Below are 18,373 nucleotides of genomic sequence, written 5' to 3' on the forward strand. Positions count from 1 at the left end.
AGTCAGTAAAGGAGAAACAAACATCATGCAAAAACCGATTCGTGAGCAAAAAGCTGTACTCGTTATTTTATTAAGTAATATATTTATTGCGTTTTTAGGCATCGGTCTCATCATTCCTGTCATGCCGCTATTCATGAATGTAATGCATCTAACAGGGAGTACGATGGGATACCTTGTGGCGGCGTTTGCCGTGGCTCAGCTCATTGCTTCACCTATTGCAGGGAGATGGGTAGACCGCTACGGAAGAAAGATTATGATTGTGTCAGGACTGTTTCTATTTGCGTTATCAGAACTCGTCTTCGGTCTTGGGACACACGTGTATGTGCTGTATTTTGCAAGGCTGCTAGGCGGCATTAGTGCGGCATTTATCATGCCGGCTGTCACTGCTTATGTCGCAGATATCACGACCGTTCAAGAAAGATCAAAGGCAATGGGCTATGTGTCAGCGGCCATTAGTACCGGTTTTATTATTGGCCCGGGCATTGGCGGATTTATCGCAGAATATGGCGTACGCCTGCCATTCTTCTTTGCAGCAGGGATTGCGTTTATTGCCGTCATTTCGTCTATGTTTATGCTGAAGGAGCCATTAACAAAAGAAGAGCGAGCGAAACAAATGGGTCAAGTGAAGGAATCTACTTTCTTTAAAGATTTGAAAAAATCGATTCATCCAAGCTATCTCATCGCCTTTATCATTGTGTTTGTCCTCGCTTTTGGACTATCTGCGTATGAAACAGTCTTTAGCTTGTTTACAAATCATAAGTTTGGATTTGGACCAAAAGATATTGCCGTCATCATTACCGTCAGCTCGATTGTGGCGGTCATCATCCAAGTACTTGTGTTTGGTAAACTGGTTAATGCCCTAGGGGAGAAAAGAGTCATTCAGCTATGCCTGATTGTCGGAGCGGTCCTTGCTTTCGTTTCGACAGTCGTTTCAGGCTTTTTGGTTGTACTGATTGTCACATGTGTCATTTTCCTTGCGTTTGATTTATTGCGACCAGCATTAACGACCTTCTTATCCAAAATCGCTGGAAACCAGCAAGGATTTGTCGCAGGGATGAACTCCACCTACACAAGCCTAGGTACGATTTTCGGCCCAGCACTTGGCGGCATTTTATTCGATCAAAATATACATTTCCCATTTCTATTCGCAGGAGTTGTCTTATTTCTCGGATTAGGCTTAACCCTTATTTGGAAGGGGAAGGCAGAAGAGCCTGCGGCAGAATAACAGACAAGAGACCTTTATTGAGGTCTCTTTTTTTATGACTGTGGCTTCAGACGATTCAATGCCTGTGCCATTTTTTGATTTTGATGCTTTTTGTAAAACAGAAAGGCGATGATATGACCAGTCAGTGTCAGAAAGGCAATGCCGTTGAAATAAGGCATAATCAATTGCAGTAAAGCAGTCGAATATAACGCGGCCGCCCCTAATTGAAAGGCTAAATTGATGGCGGTGGAGATGAGAATGTTGACAGGTGCAGGGATGGTAAAGTAGTTCCACAGTAAAGGGTAAAAAGAGTCACTGCATGCGCGCAGCTTTTTATTTATAATGGAAGGAAAGAACATGTTCGTGAAAGGAGGGAGCACTTTGCATCTCTTGGAGAAGCAAAGGTCACCATCGATGAAAGAAGGAATTCGCCAGATCGACCCGGCATATCCAGTGTTTGTAGATGCGGTCATGGATGGTTTCATACAAGGGCATCTTTATGTAGATGATGTAGAGCACCCTCTTGTTTTTTTTCTTGAAGCTGCATGCGGCATTTATTATGTTGCAGGCAAGAGAGAAGCGGAGCTGTCACGCTGCTTGGCCTTCATTGTGGATGTTTACGAAAGACAGAGAAGACAAAACGGCCGGTTTACCGTATTTTCAGCGAATCAATCAACAGATGTGATGATGAAAAAATGTCTTGGTTCACATCTAAATGAGATGGAAAGACATGCGTACGTTTTTCCGCAGGCACATTCTTATGTCGATGTGCCTCATCCGGGCTATAGAGTAGAGCGGACAAATGAACAGGTGATCAATGCAAGCAGGGCTTTTCCTCCTAGCTATTACGAAGCCTATTGGGGGAGAGCGGCGCGCTTTCTATCAAAAGGAATCGGAGTTGCCATCTTAGATGGAGAGAACGTGGTGAGTGAATGTGTCTCCATTTTTTCAAGTGAAGATCGTGTGGAGATCGATATTTGGACAGAAGAAGCCTGCCGGGGGAAAGGTTTGGCGCAGCTGGCAGGTCAGCAGATGATCAGGAGCTGTCTTGAAAATAAGAGGACACCGCATTGGGATTGCGATGTCCATCACCTAGCTTCGATCAAACTGGCAGAGAAGCTAGGCTTTCAGCGGACAAAAACCTATCGAGTGTTTTATGGCTCATGATGAGAAGGTTTTGAGATACCAAGCATCCATCGCAGAATGCTCAGAGCCATCAATCGGTTCAGAGAGAAGAGAAAAGCCATATCGCTGATAAAGGCCGGTGGCTGCAGTTAATTCTTGGCGGGTTTCTAAATAACATGCTTCGTAGTATGTAGAGGCATATTGCAGCGCCGTATCCATCAGTTTTTTGCCCGCACCTTTTCCTTGTGCCTTTGGACTTAAATAAAGCTTTTGTAATTCACAGATGTCGTTTGTAAATGGAGCAATGCCTACGCCGCCTACAATGTCACCATTCTCTTCAGCAATCCAATAGGCTGCATGAGTCAATGATTGATAGTATTCGAAAAGCTGGTCAAGGTGGGGATCAGTGTAGGCGGTTCCTTCAATCGCCAAATTCGCCGATTCTAGTGACTGGCGGATAATCGCTGCGATATACGGATTGTCTTTTTGCTCAATGGGTCTAATGTTCATTGGAAGTACCTCCATTGTTATAAGATAAAAAAGAGAATGGGAGTTGAAACAACATGTTTTGGCTGCAAACCGCTATTTTTACAATCGTTGTATTGTGTCTCTCATGGTGGGCAGGGAAAAGACGCAGACACCGTCATGCGGGGCTAATCCTCCCTATATGCTTCATTCTATTTGGATTGGTTTTATTGATATCCAGTTTCTTCATTGGCAGATGGGAAGGCATGGCGCTTAGTATATCAAGCGTCTCTATCGTTCTCTCTTCCATGATTTGTTTGACCATCGTCACAGCGATTCAATTTTTTAAAAAAGATGACCCTTCTTAAGCGGGGGCATCGCCACTGTTCATCTGATTGTATTCTTCACGAAGGATGCCCATGATGATCACATCTGAGTAGGTTCCATTGAAATAGAGTGCTTGGCGTCTTTTCCCTTCATATTGAAATCCGGCTTTCTCATAGCTTCTGAAGGCTCTTGGATTATGGGAAAAGACTTCGAGCTCAAGACGATTGAGTTCTAATGTATCAAAGGCGAATGCTTGAACCATCCGGACAGCTTCTGTACCATAGCCCTTTTGGAAATGTTCTGGTCCATGAAGCGCAATGCGGAAGCTTGCCGTATGATTAATTGGATCAATGTCCACAATCGCCGCATCCCCAATCATTTCTTTCGTGTCTAGCAGACAAATGGCGAAATCTCGTCTGCTGTCATCTTGTAAAAATCGGGTATAGGCTGAACGAATCTCTTCTAGTGTGAACGTTTTGCGTGTGCCAGTCATATAAAGAGTTTCTGCATGCTGGCATCCTCTTTGAATACCAGGATAATCCTGCTCTTCGATCGGTCTCAAAAATAAGCGGGTCATGACGGATCACCCTCCTCTATATATCGAGAAATTTCAATTAAATTCAGATCAGGATCACGGATATAAACAGATTCAATCGGACCTAATGTACCTGTGCGCCTGACTGGCCCTTCTTCAATAGGAACCACTTGCTTGCGAAGGTGCAGCAGCAGACTATCCATATCTAAATCGGTGATAAAGCACAAATCACTAGAGCCAGGAAGTGGGTGAGCCGCTGCCCGCTCAAATTCATGACCAGCTTCATGAAGGTTGATCTTCTGTAAACCAAAACGAAGCGCTTTACGGCCTTCTCCAAAGGTTTCTTCCTTCATTCCTAATACGTTTGTATAAAAGCGAATGGTGTCCTCCATATGTTGTACAGTCAACACGATATGATCAAGTCGTCGTATCATCAGTCTCTCCTCCAAGTATGATCATTGATTGAACTGACTTTATTATATCATTACCTGAAGAGGATACCTTATTGAATCACGGTGTTGAAGACATGAAAATGGAAGATGGCAAACCCTTGTATCCTTTGTCTTTCCTTTCTGATACAATGAGGATAGAATATATGTTCTTATTTAGGGTAAGGAGTGATGGGATTGAGTCAGAAAAGGAAGCTGCTTTTTTATGGGGCGATGAGTATCGATGGCTATTTAGCGAGAGAGGATCACCGGCTCGATTGGCTAATAGGGACAGAGGGTGAAGAAGATACGAACTATGATGACTTTTATGCGTCAGTTGATACGCTGATCATGGGGCGCAATACATATGAACAGGTTCTTCAGCTGTCACCAGATGAGTTTCCGTATGAAGGAAAGACTTGTTATATCATGTCACGTACTTTACAAGACAGTCTGAAAGGAACTCATATCATTCGAGAAGATATCTTATCATTTGTGAAAAAATTAAAAGATGTACCAGGTCAGCATATCTGGATTGTCGGCGGCGGGGAACTGCTTCAGTCTTTCATAAAAGCAGGATTGGTTGATGAGCTTTACCTTCAAATCGCACCTGTCATGATTGGGAGAGGCATTCCTCTGTTTTCCCCAGCGGATATGGAATCCAGGTTTTCATTAAAAGAAGTACGACAATACAAGCAGATAGCTGAAATGCATTTTGTCTTAAAAGAAGAGGATCACTGACCTGAGGTGGTCTTTTTTTTATGAAACAAACTCGTTGACAATAAAATATCCTAGTGTTAGGATAAATTTATCCTAGTTTTAGGATTTCTTGAAAAAAGGAGTAGTTGCCATGGTGAAGCATGAATATGAATTAGACTTAAGGCTATTCCGCGTGTGGATGAAAGCCTATCAAGCTCTTTTTACAAATATCCAAACAGACATTGAATGTTATGATATCGGATTTGAAAACTTTCAGATCCTTGAATTGCTCTATAGTAAGGGGCCGCATCCTGTCCAAAAAATCAGCGACATCCTGTCAATCCCAAGTGGAAGCATGACATATGTCGTGAACAAACTAGAAAAACAAGAGCTGGTGAAAAGGCAATGTGCACCCTCTGATAAACGTGTATTTCATGTATTGCTGACGGAAAAAGGAAAGCAATTGTTTGACGACATTTTTCCTAAACACACTGCTGTCATTTCGCAAAATCTATCCTTTATTGAAAAAGAAGAAAAAGAACGGCTCATTGAATTACTAAAAAAAATCGGTTTAGGTGCAAAACAACTTCACGAAAAGGGGAAACACGATGACACTCAGCTTTGATACATTGGTACGTGAAAGACGATCCGCATCAAATTTTTTGCCAAATATCTCGATTTCGAGAGAAGAGCTTAACAGCATATTTGAAGAAGTCAAAATGGCACCATCTGCTTTTAACTTACAGCACACACAATATGTCGTCGTCCAAACAGAAGGTCTCAAAGAACAAGTAAGAGAAGCTGCATTTGGACAATATAAGGTGCATTCCGCCTCAGCAGCAATTATTGTACTTGGAGACCCAAATGCTTATCAGCAAGCGGGGAACATCTATGAAGGTCTGAAAATGCTTGGCATTTTAAACACGCAGCAATACGAAGAAATGGTCAGAGAGACGATGAGCTTTTATGAACAGAGAGGAGCGGATTTTCAGAAAGAAGAGGCGATCCGCAATGCTTCATTATCTGCGATGCTGTTTATGCTCGCCGCCAAAAACAAGGGATGGGACACGTGCCCAATGATCGGTTTTGACCCTGAAGCAATGAAAAAGGTGTTGAACATCGATTCGGATTTGGTTCCTGTGTTAATGATCACACTCGGAAAAGAAAAAGTAGAGAGCAGACAAGCGAGAGGCTACCGAAAGCCTGTCTCTGAATTTGTGACATATTTATAAGATAGGGGGTTCCACTCATGGAACTAGGAATTAGTACATTTGTAGAAACAACACCTGATTTTCAAACAGGAAAAACAGTCAGTCACGCACAGCGTATTCGAGAAGTAGTCGAAGAAATTATTTTAGCAGATCAAGTCGGCCTTGATGTATTTGGAGTGGGTGAGCATCATCGACAAGATTTCGCTGCATCGAATCCAGCTGTCGTCTTAGCGGCTGCGGCAACACAAACAAAGAATATCCGCCTGACAAGTGCAGTGACAGTCCTTTCATCAGCAGATCCTGTTCGTGTCTTTCAGGATTTTGCAACATTAGATGGACTATCCAACGGGCGTGCAGAGATCATGGCAGGCCGTGGTTCATTTATTGAATCATTCCCGCTCTTTGGCTATGACCTGAATGATTATGAAGAATTATTCGAAGAAAAGCTTGATTTGCTGCTCAAATTACAGCAGTCCGAGCGTGTAACATGGAGCGGACAGCATCGCCCATCTATTCAAGATGTTGGGGTATATCCAAGACCCGTTCAAGATCCGCTTCCAATCTGGATCGGCAGTGGGGGAAACCGTGAATCTGTTGTACGTGCTGGATTATTGGGGCTGCCGCTAGTACTTGCTATCATTGGCGGGAGTCCTAGACAGTTCGCACCGCTTGTACAGCTGTACAAGCAAGCGGCAGTGCACGCTGGACATGACCCAGAGAAATTAACCGTAGCGTCACATTCGCATGGATTTGTTGCGGAAGAAACAGATCTTGCAGCAGACCAATTCTTCCCTTCCACACAGCATGTGATGAACACATTAGCAAGAGAGCGAGGCTGGGGTCCATATACTCGTTCTACATTTGATGCAGCGAGAACGTTAGAAGGCGCCCTGTATGTAGGAGATCCAGATGCAGTGGCAGAGAAAGTGATTCACCTTAGAAAAAATGTAGGAATCACGCGTTTTATGCTTCATGTACCGGTTGGTTCCATGCCGCATGATCAAGTATTAAAAGCCATTGAGTTATTTGGAAAAGAAGTCGCTCCTAAAGTAAGAGAAGAGATTGCCCGCTGGGAAGCAGAGCAAGCATAACGAAAAAGGTCGATCAAGCCTATGCACTTGATCGACCTTTTTGATGCTTAAGGATCAATAACACAAGGTTTCACTGTAGGACATGAAGCAGCAGAAGCAAGTGGTGTGGTCGTCAAGGTGAAGAGGAAAACAAGTTGAAAACAGATGAGCCATTTTTTCATGAAATCACCTCCGTTCACAATTGTTTGACGGAATGAGATGAGGATAAAAGCATAGAAGTATAGAACACTCTCTATCCAACATAAGACAATCATATCATAATTTTCAAAAAAATGAAAAAATAACTTATAAAAGGACTAAATTATGGTATGGTTAATATGTTCAACAAAAAAAGGGAGGGATTTTTTTTATGAAAAAGGTCATGTCTTCAGTTTTGGTTGGAGCAATTGTCTTAACAGGTGCCGGGGTCACAGCTGCTCCAGTGGAAGCAAAGGAGCAAACAAAAAGTGAAATAACCGTTCAGGCGAGTCGAACTGTCTCAGAAACAAGAACGTATACGACCTCGAACATCCCAGAAAGTATTGTCTATGCAAAGGATGGCTGGGTCGGTATTTTAAAACAAACCTCTATTGAAGAATTAGGATTAGGAAAATACAGAGTCACATTTACTGGAACGGTTGTACGTGATCCGGGATTTAATTAAATAAATCGCAAAGCTGACAGGTGGACAAGCCTGTCAGCTTTTTTCATGAGGATAATAAAGAATCATTTGCAGCCGTACCATTTGTTCTCCGGTTTGTTTATATGCATGCGAACGGTCCGCTTTAAAACGAATGGAGTCGCCGGCCTTTAAGCTGTACTGCTCATCACCAATGGATATATCAAGCGCTCCCTCAAAAACAGTGATCAATTCCTCTGTTCCGCCAATATGTTCATTCGCATGCAGCGACCCGCCAGGATCAATTTCTACTCGGTACACTTCAAATTTTCCCCGGTCATCAAAGGGAAAAGTCGTATACACGCGATATCTCCCGTCATCTTCCGTTAAAATCTGTGCATCTTCCTTGCGTACCACCTTGATTTCAGGCTGTGGTGCGTAAATGAGCTCACTAAAAGACACCTTTAATCCGTTGGCGATTTTCCACAAAGTCGTGATGGTAGGGGTTGATTCTCCTCTTTCAATTTGTCCAATCATGGTTTTACTGACACCAGTTAATTCTGCCATCTTTTCTAGGCTTAATTTTTTTTGATCTCTAAGAAGCCTCACATTTTTAGAAATAATCGATTGTACATCTTCCATGAAAAAACTCCTTTCTCTATTTACTTTATAAAGACCAAACGTTACAATAAAACGTAACATACGTAATAAAGTAATTAAAGTCTTAATAACGCACGAGGGAGGCGGCAACTTGATTCTTTCTATGTTGATCTATGCTTTTGTGAGCAGCTTTACCCCGGGGCCAAACAACATCATGGCCATGGTCTTTACGAATAAGTATGGGGTCAAGCAAACATTTCGATTTTGTTTAGGTGTGGGTATCGGATTTCTCGTCATTTTGTGTTTGAGTTGCTTCTTTAATATCATTCTTTATCAAGTGATGCCGAAAATAGGCTGGGTCATGGCGTTCATCGGAGCCGCATACATGATTTATTTAGCTGTCAAAATCATGAAAAGTAAAGGCGGGGATGACGAAACCCTTGACCGCTACAATCATTTTGTTCCTGGTATGATGCTGCAATTTATCAACCCAAAAGCGATCTTGTATGGGTTGACCGTGATTTCAACCTTTGTTTTGCCATATGGACAATCTAATATGCAGTATGTGATATGGACATTGATTCTCGCACTTATTGGCTTTCTCGGTACATTCAGCTGGAGCCTATTTGGCTCTTTATATAAGCGCTTTTTGACTGCTTACGAAAAACCGTTCCAGTTTGTCATGGGGCTGCTTCTGATATACAGTGCGATTTCAATGGTATGGGGCTATGTGATGTAAGTAGTCAGAAGCTTGGCCTCTGCCTGCCCATCACAACAGTATTGTAATAAAGTCCATCTGCCAGCCGTTTATCATTTTTTAATACCCCTTCAATCAGAAAGCCATGGCGCTCATATAACCGAATGGCTTTTTGGTTGGTTTCCAGCACGTGAAGTGACATCTTCTGGATGCCTTGCTGATCAGCCCAGTCAATAGAAGCGGCTAAAAGCTCTTTGCCAATGTGATAGCCCCAGGCATCCTTTTGTATGGCGATGCCAAATGTCATTTTGTGAGCAGAGCGCTTGAGTGAATGTCCCTCACATCTAGAGAAACCGACAATCTCTCCTTCAATATCAGCGACCAAAAATAAATGCCTGCTTTGTTTGGCATCCTCTTGAATCAAAACCTCAAAATCTTTTTCATGAAGAAAGGCTTCGCCTGGTTCACGGTCTAAATATTCTGTTTCACCATCAATTTTCAGTCTGAGAGCTGATAACTGCTTGGCATCGCCAATTGCAGCAGACCGAATACGATAGGTCAAACCACGAACGGTGAATATGTTTTCAGAGATGATCATTGAACAGAGCACCAACCTTTCTTTCCATTATGTCTATCATACCTGAAACGTGTACATTGCAGGTTAAAGCTTTTAAGCCTGTCTTATAGATAAGTATTTTTTAATCCAGCTGACCCTGTCTGGATCTTCATGATTTAGACTGAGAACTTAAATAAGCTTCTCTCACAACTGTTAAAAAGTGGTCAGCGACGGTTGATGTATCATCTTGTCTCCATGAAACATATAAATTTACTTTTGGTGTAGTTTCTTGGATTTTTCTATAAACAACCCCTGCGCGTTTTACGCTTTCTACTGAGGATGGAACCACAGAGATTCCCATTCCTGCAGCAACTAAATTAACAATCGTATGCATTTGAATAGCTTCCTGAACTACGTTTAAACTTATGCTATTTTCCCAAAAGTAGCTGATAATTAAATCATAAAATGCTGCACCTAGATGACGTGGAAACATGATAAATGGTTCATTGGCTAATAAATGAATTGGAACTTTGGGAAATGAAGCTAAAGGATGATTTTCTGGCAAAACCAAGCTTAATGATTCCTCACAACAAATTTCTGAGGTAAGTATCTTATTATTTTGGTTAGAACGAATAAATCCTATTTGAATTTCTTTCTTATATAGTGCTTTTAACTGCTGTTCTGTAGCCATTTCACATAAGACAAGATGGATGTTAGGAAAATTTTCTCGAAACCTTTTAATAATATCGATCACAATATCAGTAGAATCTACGAAACCGATCGTTAACTGACCTATCCTTCCGTCATCTGCAAGTTGTGTTGCTTTAATCGTTCTATCTACTTGAAGAAGCGTACGGCGGGCTTCTTCTAAAAATACTCTCCCCGAATCTGAAAGTTTAACCTGTCTTTTCGTTCTATGAAAAAGCGTAACACCTAACTCTTCTTCTAATTTACGAATTTCTTGACTTAATGGAGGCTGTGCCATTTTAAGACGTTCAGCTGCCCGGCTAAAATTTAGTTCTTCAGCAACCATTATAAAATAACGTATTTGTCTCAGATCCATTTTTTATGCCCCCCTATAAATTTCATACTTGCTTATTGTGTAAAATGATTACAAAGGATTGTTATTAAACAGTTTTGCGCTTTTTTAATGGAAATATTTTTAATTATATAAAATATATATATATTTATCTGAATATATATATTATACATATTAACGACCTCTTTTTATAATGAAAGTATTCTTTCAAAAGGAGGGCATTGTTATGGAGTATAGTAAACTTGGATCTAGTGGATTAACAATTAGTAAACTTGCTTACGGAAACTGGATTAATCATGGTGGTAAGATAAATGAAGAAACTGCCCATGATTGTGTGAAAGCTGCTCTTGATGTTGGTATTACGACGTTTGATACTGCTGATGTTTATTCAGACACCAAGGCTGAAGAGATACTAGGCAGGTCTTTAAAAGGGATCCGGCGGGAGAGTATTGAACTTTGTACAAAAGTATGTCATCCAACTGGTACTGGGAAAAACGATAGAGGATTATCACGCAAGCATATTTTGGAAAACTGTAATGCCTCTTTGCGACGTTTACAAACGGATTATATTGATATTTACTATGCACACAGGTTTGATCCAACTACACCTCTGGAAGAAACGATGTTAGCTTTCGCAGATTTAGTAAGACAGGGTAAAGTGAACTATATTGGTGTAAGTGAGTGGACAGCAGAACAAATTACTCGAGGGGCAGCGCTTGCACGAGAGCTAAATGTCCCCCTTATCGCCAGCCAACCTCAATACTCCATGTTATGGAGAATCATTGAAAGTGATGTAATACCGACCTGCCAGCGTGAAGGACTTGGCCAGGTAGTATGGTCGCCTTTGGCGCAGGGGATCCTTACTGGAAAGTATCTCCCAGGAAAATCACTTCCGACTAATTCGCGTGCTAACTCATCTGCTGGAAAACCTTTTTTTAAAAACCTTGCTCAACGCTGGATGAATAATAACACCTTAGAGGCGATCCAAAAGGTTAAGCCCGTCGCACAAGAGGTTGATCTTACTCTCGCTCAGCTTGCGATAGCATGGGTACTGCAAAACCAGAACGTTTCTGCAGCAATTATTGGTGCTTCTAGTCCAGAACAGGTGAGGGAGAATGCTTTAGCATCTGAGGTGAAAATTGAAACTGAGATGATGAATCAGATTGACGAAATTCTAGGTGATCTGGTTGAATACGATCAGAGTAAAACAGGTTAAAGCTTTTAAGTCTATCTTATAGATCATTATTTTTAATCCAGCCGACCTTGGCTGGATTTTCATGTTGCTGTAGTTTCTTGGATCGCACACTCAGATGTTTTGTATCTCTCAAAAAGGCTAAATGAATAGTATCAAACGTGGAGGTGGAACAAATGAGTGAAGAAAAAGGACATATGGATAAAGCGAAAGGAAAAACAAATCAAGTCAAAGGTCAAGTGAAAGAAAAGCTTGGCGAAGCAACAGATCATCAAAATCTGAAATCAGAAGGGAAAAAGGATCAGGCAAAAGGAAAGCTTCAAGATAAAAAAGGGGATTTGAAAAATCACCTCAACCAGTAAATCCGAAAACATGGCACTGCTTCATGTCTCCATCATGACATGTCTTTCATCAATAAAATGAATAGATGTGTGAAAAGAATTGATTATACGCGCTCGCTATCATCATGTAGACTTGAAACAGAAGACATGATTAAGGGAGATGGTTGAGATGAAGCAAGTGTGGGAGAAAGTTGACGAGTATCTCACAGACAAGTTGATTCCTAAAGATGATGTTTTGGAGCAAGCTCTTACTATTAATAAGCAAGCAGGCCTGCCAGAAATTGATGTGTCACCAGCTCAAGGGAAAATGCTTTATTTATTAGCAAAAACCAAGAATGCAAAGCGCATTTTAGAGATCGGGACACTCGGTGGATACAGTACCATTTGGTTGGCGCGTGCTCTTGAAGAGGATGGAGAACTCATCACATTAGAGGCTGTCAGCCACCATGTACAGATTGCGCAGCAAAACATCAGCAGAGCGGGCTTATCGGAACGGGTGAGCATTTTGCTAGGAGAAGCATTGGATACGCTATCTCAGTTAAAAGAGAGGGATGTGCTTCCATTCGATTTGATTTTCATTGATGCAGATAAACCGAACAACCCGAAATATCTAAAGAGGGCGTTACATTTTTCGAAAAAGGGAACAGTCATTATTGCAGACAATGTCGTCAGAAATGGAGCAGTCCTTCATGACTGTGATGGGGATGAACGAGTGCAAGGAACTCGTGAATTTTTCAATTTACTCAAACAAGAGTCAAGAATAGAGGCTACAGCCATTCAAACTGTTGGTGAAAAGGGTTACGATGGATTTGTATACGGAATCGTAAAATGAAACAAAGCTTAACCACATGCGGTTAAGCTTTTTCTTTTAGAAAAACCATCTAACAGTTCCCATCAGCATGACGCCTACAAGAACAGTAAGTGACAAGCTTTTTGTCCAAATAGCGATCAGTACGGTCGGAACTAAGACAGCAAGGTACATCCAGTGAATGGTGACGCCTGTTGTGGTATGAATGAACAGATGCTCTGCAATCAAAGCTGTAAAGATACAAATGGGAATAAACGATAACCACTTAAGCACCACTTCAGGCAGCTCGATACTTCGTACAAATAAAAAGGGAACGACCCTTGGAATGACGGTTACAATCATACAGCCGAGAATCAGCCATATCATAAAACTGCTGATCATTTATCTGTCACCACCCCAATGGTTGCGACAATCATGGTGGCTAACAGAACAGCCACGTGTGAGGGAACAAAATGAAGCAGAACAAACATTGCAACGACCATATACAAAACAAGTGACAGGCGATGGGTTAACTTACTTTTAGGCACAGTTTGCAAAGAAAGAACCAACAGCGCAGCAAACATAGCGGAAAGGGCAAAATCAAGACCAAGGGCTTCAGGATTTGAAATCCAGTGTCCAAAAATGCCGCCAAGTATACAGGCAGCAATCCAGCACAAATAAGCCGTTATGTTCAGCCCATGCATCCACCGATTATTCAGCTTGCCATGCTGAGCTAATTTATTCATGGCTACGCCAAAGGATTCATCAGTCAGCAATAGACCGAATCCAATGTTTTGTTTCACAGAGTAGCGTGTAAAATGAGGAGCCAGCGTCAGGCTGAGCAATAAATGACGCAGATTCACAATAAATGTAGTGAGAATAATAGCGGAAAGGGGACTTCCAGTGACAAGCAGTGCACAGATAATAAACTGTGAAGCACCTGCATAAATAAAGATTGATAGAAGCGCAATGTCCCATAAGCTCAACTGTGCGCTAATTCCAACAATTCCGAAGGCAAACCCAATACTCATATAACCAAGCAGGGTTGGCACACAATCTTTTATTCCCTCGAGAAATGGTTCATGCTCCGTGCTGGGAATGTGTTTTCTAGCTTCAATATCCAACGACCTCTACTCCTTTTCTGCGTGACCACCTATAGTTTTACTTACTATATGAAAACGAATTCAGCATGTCAATAGCCGCTTATCTTCTATTATATGAAGAAAAAAGGTGACAAAAAAGGATTGAAGTCAACCAGAATTTGTTATAAAGTATCAGAAAATAAAAATAATTGGAGTGACGGCAATGCTATGGAAGCCTTTGTTTGAACATGATGTTCCAAATGCCCTCCGTCCATAACGGAGAGTGATCTCCGTTTGTGGATATGGTCATCAAAATATCCAGTAACGGAGGGAAAAAGATGAATGAAAAATATATAGGCGCCCTTTACCTAGCAATCGCTGCAAGTATTTGGGGCGGCATGTACGTTGTTGTCAAAGTAACAGTAGCGGTTGTTCCGCCACTTGAGCTCGTTTGGATGAGATATGCTGTAGCAGGAGTCGTTTTGGTGTTCACCATTTGGCGCTTGGGCTATTCCTTTCGATTAGATAAAAAAGATATCCCACTTATAGTGGTGATTGGGCTGATCGGAAATTTTCTTTCCATCGTGACCCAAGAAATCGGGACGATGTATACGTCTGCACAAATGGGGGCCGTTATCACATCTGCAACACCTGCGTTTATGGTGCTGTTTGCGTTCTTTCTATTAAAAGAAGCCATGACTGTTCGAAAGTGCGCATCCATCCTGCTTGCTACAGCAGGTGTATTGCTCATGATTGGACCAGTCGCAGTGCAAACAGATGAATTTGTTGGCGGTCTTTCATTGGTCATCGCTGCTTTAACATGGGCGCTTATGTCTGTTTTGCTAAAACGAGTTCCAGGAAAGTACCCTCAGGTGGTGACAACCACATATGCGATCATCATTGCATTCATTGTTTTAACACCGCCAGTATTATTTCGTTTACCTCACCTAGATGTGGAGCAGATGGCAAGGCCAGAGATTTGGGGCGGTATTCTTTATCTAGGCATCATTTCAACAGCTTTAGCATTCTTTTTGTGGAATAGAGGGCTTCAATTGATGGATGCCTCAAGCGGAGGTCTATTCTTTTTCTTTCAACCGATCGTAGGTTCCATTCTTGGCTGGCTGCTTTTGGGAGAAGAAATGGGATTACGCTCATTCATTGGAATTCTATGTATATTTGCAGGTGTCTATACTGTGCTGCGTCAAAAGGAATAAGAGGAGATGTCCCTTGTAAAAGGGGCATCTTCTTTAAAATGGGTAGGTTTGAGAGATTGAGAGAGGATGGGGGAAACAGGATGATACAATTTCCGCATTTACAAAAAGGACAAACGATTGGTGTCACAGCACCTTCCTCAGGTGTACAGCCATCTTTGCATGACATGTTTCAGCTCTCATGCGAACGAATGAAAAAAAGAGGCTATGATGTCACATGTGGAGAGACGGTATGGCACCAGGAAAAGGCAAAATCAGCGCCTGCCATAGAACGAGCAAACGAGCTTCAGTATATGATGACGTGCGATGAGATTGACCACATCATCCCGCCATGGGGAGGAGAGCTTCTTATGGAAGTGCTAGAGCACCTTGATTTCTCAACGATGCACAAAAAGTGGATTCTTGGTTACTCAGATACGAGTGCACTCTTGCTGGCATTTACATTAAAAACAGGCATTGCTACAGCACATGGCCCAAACTTAGTGGATTTACGAGGGGAAGAGTCTGATCAAACGACTGCTATGTGGGAAAAAGTGCTTTCCACAGAAGAGGAGATGGACATTACTCAGTTTTCTTCATATAAGTATCAAAAGGAATGGCAGCATGACACCCCGAGTCAACATGTCTTTCATTTAACAGAGCCTACAAGATGGCGCACGGTTCATCCACAGGAGATGGCGGTGAAGGGGAGAATGATGGGAGGCTGCATTGATATCATACGTCACTTAGCGGGGACACCTTTTGGAGACGTTAAAGCTTTTCAGGAAACATTCATAAAAGGTGAACCGATTCTCTGGTACTTCGAAAACTGCGCATTAAATGCTACCAGCATGAAGAGATCACTTGTTCAATTAAAACTAGCCGGGTGGTTTGACCACTGTTCAGGTATCATGTTTGGGCGAAGTGCAGTTGATGTGCCAGTGGAAGGGTATCAATATCGGGACGTATATGAAGAATTACAAAAGGAATTACAAATCCCCATTTTCTACGATATAGATTGTGGGCATGTCCCGCCACAAATGACGCTGATTAATGGCGCATATGCAGAAGTGCAGCTGCAACCTCAAGGCAAAGCGGTCCTAAAGCAAGCATTTTTATCATAAGAAAAGGAAAGGGGAACCCCTTTCCTTCATATAACATTACATCCCTTTTGTTTCCTCACCTGCTTTTGGAACTTCCCATGCGGACTCACGGAATACTTTTTCCCATTTCGATACGACAATACATGCAACGGCATGCCCTGGAACATTCACACCTGTTCGTGCCATATCCATAATTCGATCAACACCGGCGATAATGGCGACGCCTTCTGCTGGAAGACCTACTGCATGGGCGGTTGCTAAAAGAACGACGAGTGAACCGGATGGCACTGCTGCAATCCCTTTACTCGTTAACACAAGAACAAGCATCATCAAAAGCTGCTGTGACAAACTCATGTCGACACCAAACGCTTGTGCAAGAAACACACAGGAAACCGATAAATATAAACTTGATCCATCACAATTGAGAGAGAGACCAGATGGAATGACAAAGGAGACGATTCTTTTTGGACACCCGTATTTCTCCATTCGTGACATAAGCTGAGGAAGGACAGTTTCTGTACTTGTAGTAGAGAAGGCAACCAAGAACAAATCCCAAATCATTTTTAAAACTTCGAAGTAGTTAAAACGGAAGATCAGTGCGACCAGAGGGAACAAAGCAAAGAGAATAATGAATAATCCTAAAAATACAGTCCCGACAAGCTTCATCATTGGGATTAATAAAACAATGCCATATTGGCCAACGGAAGCAGCCATTAATGCAAGAACTCCAATAGGTGCTGTCACCATGACCATCTGCGTTAGCTTAAACATAATTTGTGCCACTGATTCAAAGAAGGTGAGAACAGGAGCGGATGCTTTACCGATGCCGCTTGCGGCTACACCAAATAATATGGCGAAGAAAATGACAGCAAGTAAATCATTCTGAGCCATGACATCGACGATATTCGTTGGAATGATATCGAGTACCATTTGTTTAAAGTCGACGACTTTCTGCGTATAGCCATCTAATTCACCAATATCTTTCTTAGCTAATTTAGAGAAATCAAGGCCAACGCCAGGCTTTAGAACATTAGCCAGCAATAGACCAATTCCTAGAACGATGGTTGTGATGACCTCAAACCAAATGATCGTCTTTAATCCTAGGCTGCCCATTTTCTTCATACCGCCACTGCCAGCTGCACCAATAACAATGGTAGAGAAAACGATAGGAACAACGATCATTTTAATCAATCTGATGAATCCATCTCCAATTGGCCGCAGTGCCATCCCGAAGTCAGGAAAGAAATGGCCGATAAGAGCTCCTATCACCAAAGCGATCATGATTTGAAAAGCGACGAACTTTTTCATCATCTCCTACCTCCTTTAAATGCTTGGAAAATATTAAGAATTTTCCAATAAATAAAAATTCTATGTGACCATGTTTTGTCCTCCTTTGGATTTAGAAAGATTTTATTTAAGAATCATTAGAATTATGAAGAAAGAGAAGAAAATAGGGCTATTGCATCTCTATTTATCTAAGAAAAAACCACTTCTTAAAAAATATGAAACTTTTTTAGAAAAATGTATTGACCCATTTATGTGATCCATGGTATATTTTTATTCGTCGCTGATGACGTATTTGAAACAAAGACATTCAAACACATGCGACAAACAAATTTTAAAAAGATGTTGACTTGATAAAAACGATATGTTAAGATAATTAAGTCGCCTGATTAAGCGCCCGTAGCTCAATTGGATAGAGCGTTTGACTACGGATCAAAAGGTTAGGGGTTCGACTCCTCTCGGGCGCGCCAATACAAATCACGCGGGTGTAGTTTAGTGGTAAAACCTCAGCCTTCCAAGCTGATGTCGTGAGTTCGATTCTCATCACCCGCTCCATTTTGAAACGTGATCTTTGAAAACTAAACAAGACAAAACGTACCTGTTAATTCGAGTTTTTATAAAAAAATCCTATGAAACATCATAGGTAGTCAGTCAAACGCTGACGAAAAACAAAACTTCGGTTTTGTACTTTTTCGGAGAGTTTGATCCTGGCTCAGGACGAACGCTGGCGGCGTGCCTAATACATGCAAGTCGAGCGGACAGAAGGGAGCTTGCTCCCGGATGTTAGCGGCGGACGGGTGAGTAACACGTGGGTAACCT

At 41.8% G+C, this 18,373-nt stretch carries 24 protein-coding genes, 2 tRNA genes and 1 rRNA gene; 17 read left to right on the plus strand and 10 right to left on the minus strand.

Translation table 11 applies throughout. From position 1 onward, the window contains the following. Positions 1-25: 25 nt before the first annotated feature. Positions 26-1,225, plus strand: a complete 1,200-nt coding sequence (locus C6Y06_RS14970; RefSeq protein ID WP_060595617.1) for an MFS transporter — start codon at positions 26-28, stop codon at positions 1,223-1,225. A gap of 32 nt (positions 1,226-1,257) precedes the next feature. On the opposite strand, the gene C6Y06_RS14975 is transcribed toward C6Y06_RS14970, so the two are convergent. Then, positions 1,258-1,584, minus strand: a complete 327-nt coding sequence (locus tag C6Y06_RS14975) for a hypothetical protein (protein WP_223251457.1) — start codon at positions 1,582-1,584, stop codon at positions 1,258-1,260. A gap of 1 nt (position 1,585) precedes the next feature. Here C6Y06_RS14975 and C6Y06_RS14980 point away from each other — a divergent pair, with 1 nt between their 5' ends. Continuing rightward, positions 1,586-2,371, plus strand: a complete 786-nt coding sequence (locus tag C6Y06_RS14980; RefSeq protein WP_106037141.1) for a GNAT family N-acetyltransferase — start codon at positions 1,586-1,588, stop codon at positions 2,369-2,371. Here the strand turns inward: C6Y06_RS14980 and C6Y06_RS14985 are convergent. Next, positions 2,366-2,839 (minus strand): GNAT family N-acetyltransferase, encoded by a 474-nt coding sequence (locus C6Y06_RS14985; RefSeq protein WP_034666017.1) that lies wholly within the window; start codon positions 2,837-2,839, stop codon positions 2,366-2,368. The genes C6Y06_RS14980 and C6Y06_RS14985 overlap by 6 nt on opposite strands. A 53-nt stretch (positions 2,840-2,892) precedes the next feature. Here C6Y06_RS14985 and C6Y06_RS14990 point away from each other — a divergent pair, with 53 nt between their 5' ends. Further along, a complete protein-coding gene (locus tag C6Y06_RS14990) occupies positions 2,893-3,162 on the plus strand; it encodes a YesK-like family protein (protein ID WP_106037142.1) in 270 nt (89 codons plus the stop codon). On the opposite strand, the gene C6Y06_RS14995 is transcribed toward C6Y06_RS14990, so the two are convergent. Beyond that, positions 3,159-3,698: a GNAT family N-acetyltransferase gene (locus tag C6Y06_RS14995; protein ID WP_034666010.1), complete on the minus strand. Its 540-nt coding sequence runs from the start codon at positions 3,696-3,698 to the stop codon at positions 3,159-3,161. The two genes, C6Y06_RS14990 and C6Y06_RS14995, sit on opposite strands and share 4 nt — an antisense overlap. Continuing rightward, positions 3,695-4,090, minus strand: coding sequence for a VOC family protein (locus tag C6Y06_RS15000; protein ID WP_034666005.1), 396 nt, complete (start codon positions 4,088-4,090; stop codon positions 3,695-3,697). The genes C6Y06_RS14995 and C6Y06_RS15000 overlap by 4 nt, the downstream gene beginning before the upstream one ends. A gap of 192 nt (positions 4,091-4,282) precedes the next feature. Here C6Y06_RS15000 and C6Y06_RS15005 point away from each other — a divergent pair, with 192 nt between their 5' ends. The 5 genes from C6Y06_RS15005 to C6Y06_RS15025 all read left to right on the plus strand — a co-directional run bounded on the left by C6Y06_RS15005 (position 4,283) and on the right by C6Y06_RS15025 (position 7,728). Continuing rightward, positions 4,283-4,825, plus strand: coding sequence for a dihydrofolate reductase family protein (locus C6Y06_RS15005; protein WP_106031699.1), 543 nt, complete (start codon positions 4,283-4,285; stop codon positions 4,823-4,825). 109 nt (positions 4,826-4,934) lie between these two features. Next, positions 4,935-5,408, plus strand: a complete 474-nt coding sequence (locus C6Y06_RS15010) for a MarR family winged helix-turn-helix transcriptional regulator (RefSeq protein ID WP_106037143.1) — start codon at positions 4,935-4,937, stop codon at positions 5,406-5,408. Then, a complete protein-coding gene (locus C6Y06_RS15015; protein ID WP_106031701.1) occupies positions 5,392-6,015 on the plus strand; it encodes a nitroreductase family protein in 624 nt (207 codons plus the stop codon). The genes C6Y06_RS15010 and C6Y06_RS15015 overlap by 17 nt, the downstream gene beginning before the upstream one ends. A gap of 17 nt (positions 6,016-6,032) precedes the next feature. Beyond that, positions 6,033-7,085, plus strand: coding sequence for an LLM class flavin-dependent oxidoreductase (locus C6Y06_RS15020; RefSeq protein ID WP_060595623.1), 1,053 nt, complete (start codon positions 6,033-6,035; stop codon positions 7,083-7,085). Positions 7,086-7,434: 349 nt separating this feature from the next. Beyond that, positions 7,435-7,728, plus strand: a complete 294-nt coding sequence (locus tag C6Y06_RS15025) for a hypothetical protein (protein WP_034665989.1) — start codon at positions 7,435-7,437, stop codon at positions 7,726-7,728. A 33-nt stretch (positions 7,729-7,761) separates the two neighbouring features. Here C6Y06_RS15025 and C6Y06_RS15030 read toward each other — a convergent pair whose 3' ends face one another. Beyond that, positions 7,762-8,325 carry a helix-turn-helix domain-containing protein gene (locus C6Y06_RS15030; RefSeq protein WP_034665985.1) on the minus strand — a complete coding sequence of 188 codons (564 nt, stop codon included), beginning with the start codon at positions 8,323-8,325 and terminating at the stop codon, positions 7,762-7,764. A 109-nt stretch (positions 8,326-8,434) separates the two neighbouring features. Between C6Y06_RS15030 and C6Y06_RS15035 the strand changes: the two genes are divergently transcribed. Next, complete coding sequence (locus C6Y06_RS15035; protein ID WP_060595624.1) at positions 8,435-9,022, plus strand: LysE family transporter; 588 nt, start codon at positions 8,435-8,437, stop codon at positions 9,020-9,022. A gap of 4 nt (positions 9,023-9,026) precedes the next feature. On the opposite strand, the gene C6Y06_RS15040 is transcribed toward C6Y06_RS15035, so the two are convergent. Further along, positions 9,027-9,578 carry a GNAT family N-acetyltransferase gene (locus C6Y06_RS15040; protein ID WP_106037144.1) on the minus strand — a complete coding sequence of 184 codons (552 nt, stop codon included), beginning with the start codon at positions 9,576-9,578 and terminating at the stop codon, positions 9,027-9,029. Positions 9,579-9,705: 127 nt separating this feature from the next. Beyond that, positions 9,706-10,599 carry a LysR substrate-binding domain-containing protein gene (locus C6Y06_RS15045; RefSeq protein WP_066031266.1) on the minus strand — a complete coding sequence of 298 codons (894 nt, stop codon included), beginning with the start codon at positions 10,597-10,599 and terminating at the stop codon, positions 9,706-9,708. Between the two features lie 202 nt (positions 10,600-10,801). Here C6Y06_RS15045 and C6Y06_RS15050 point away from each other — a divergent pair, with 202 nt between their 5' ends. The 3 genes from C6Y06_RS15050 to C6Y06_RS15060 all read left to right on the plus strand — a co-directional run bounded on the left by C6Y06_RS15050 (position 10,802) and on the right by C6Y06_RS15060 (position 12,940). After that, positions 10,802-11,791 carry an aldo/keto reductase family protein gene (locus tag C6Y06_RS15050; RefSeq protein ID WP_106037145.1) on the plus strand — a complete coding sequence of 330 codons (990 nt, stop codon included), beginning with the start codon at positions 10,802-10,804 and terminating at the stop codon, positions 11,789-11,791. A gap of 152 nt (positions 11,792-11,943) precedes the next feature. Next, on the plus strand, positions 11,944-12,129 hold the full coding sequence (locus C6Y06_RS15055) for a CsbD family protein (protein WP_066031265.1): 186 nt from the start codon (positions 11,944-11,946) through the stop codon (positions 12,127-12,129). 148 nt (positions 12,130-12,277) lie between these two features. Further along, positions 12,278-12,940, plus strand: coding sequence for an O-methyltransferase (locus C6Y06_RS15060; RefSeq protein ID WP_106037146.1), 663 nt, complete (start codon positions 12,278-12,280; stop codon positions 12,938-12,940). 36 nt (positions 12,941-12,976) lie between these two features. Here the strand turns inward: C6Y06_RS15060 and C6Y06_RS15065 are convergent, their stop codons facing one another. Beyond that, positions 12,977-13,297: an AzlD domain-containing protein gene (locus tag C6Y06_RS15065; protein WP_106037147.1), complete on the minus strand. Its 321-nt coding sequence runs from the start codon at positions 13,295-13,297 to the stop codon at positions 12,977-12,979. Then, complete coding sequence (locus tag C6Y06_RS15070) at positions 13,294-14,019, minus strand: AzlC family ABC transporter permease (protein WP_066031263.1); 726 nt, start codon at positions 14,017-14,019, stop codon at positions 13,294-13,296. The genes C6Y06_RS15065 and C6Y06_RS15070 overlap by 4 nt, the downstream gene beginning before the upstream one ends. Positions 14,020-14,315: 296 nt before the next feature. Between C6Y06_RS15070 and C6Y06_RS15075 the strand changes: the two genes are divergently transcribed. Both C6Y06_RS15075 and C6Y06_RS15080 read left to right on the plus strand, forming a co-directional pair. Then, on the plus strand, positions 14,316-15,191 hold the full coding sequence (locus C6Y06_RS15075) for a DMT family transporter (RefSeq protein ID WP_106037148.1): 876 nt from the start codon (positions 14,316-14,318) through the stop codon (positions 15,189-15,191). 80 nt (positions 15,192-15,271) lie between these two features. Further along, positions 15,272-16,291, plus strand: a complete 1,020-nt coding sequence (locus tag C6Y06_RS15080; protein WP_106037149.1) for a S66 family peptidase — start codon at positions 15,272-15,274, stop codon at positions 16,289-16,291. A gap of 36 nt (positions 16,292-16,327) precedes the next feature. On the opposite strand, the gene gltP is transcribed toward C6Y06_RS15080, so the two are convergent. Next, positions 16,328-17,578: a glutamate-aspartate/proton symporter GltP gene (gltP, locus tag C6Y06_RS15085; RefSeq protein ID WP_034666069.1), complete on the minus strand. Its 1,251-nt coding sequence runs from the start codon at positions 17,576-17,578 to the stop codon at positions 16,328-16,330. Positions 17,579-17,947: 369 nt separating this feature from the next. On the opposite strand from gltP, the gene C6Y06_RS15090 reads away from it, so the two are divergent. From C6Y06_RS15090 to C6Y06_RS15100, 3 genes are all read left to right on the plus strand, one after another. After that, a tRNA-Arg gene (locus C6Y06_RS15090) sits at positions 17,948-18,024 on the plus strand. A gap of 11 nt (positions 18,025-18,035) precedes the next feature. After that, positions 18,036-18,109: transfer RNA gene (locus C6Y06_RS15095), tRNA-Gly, on the plus strand. Between the two features lie 134 nt (positions 18,110-18,243). Next, a 16S ribosomal RNA gene (locus C6Y06_RS15100) occupies positions 18,244-18,373 on the plus strand; the annotation flags it as partial.

The organism is Bacillus sp. MZGC1, assembly GCF_002998605.1.
Taxonomy (GTDB): Bacteria; Bacillota; Bacilli; order Bacillales; family Bacillaceae; genus Bacillus.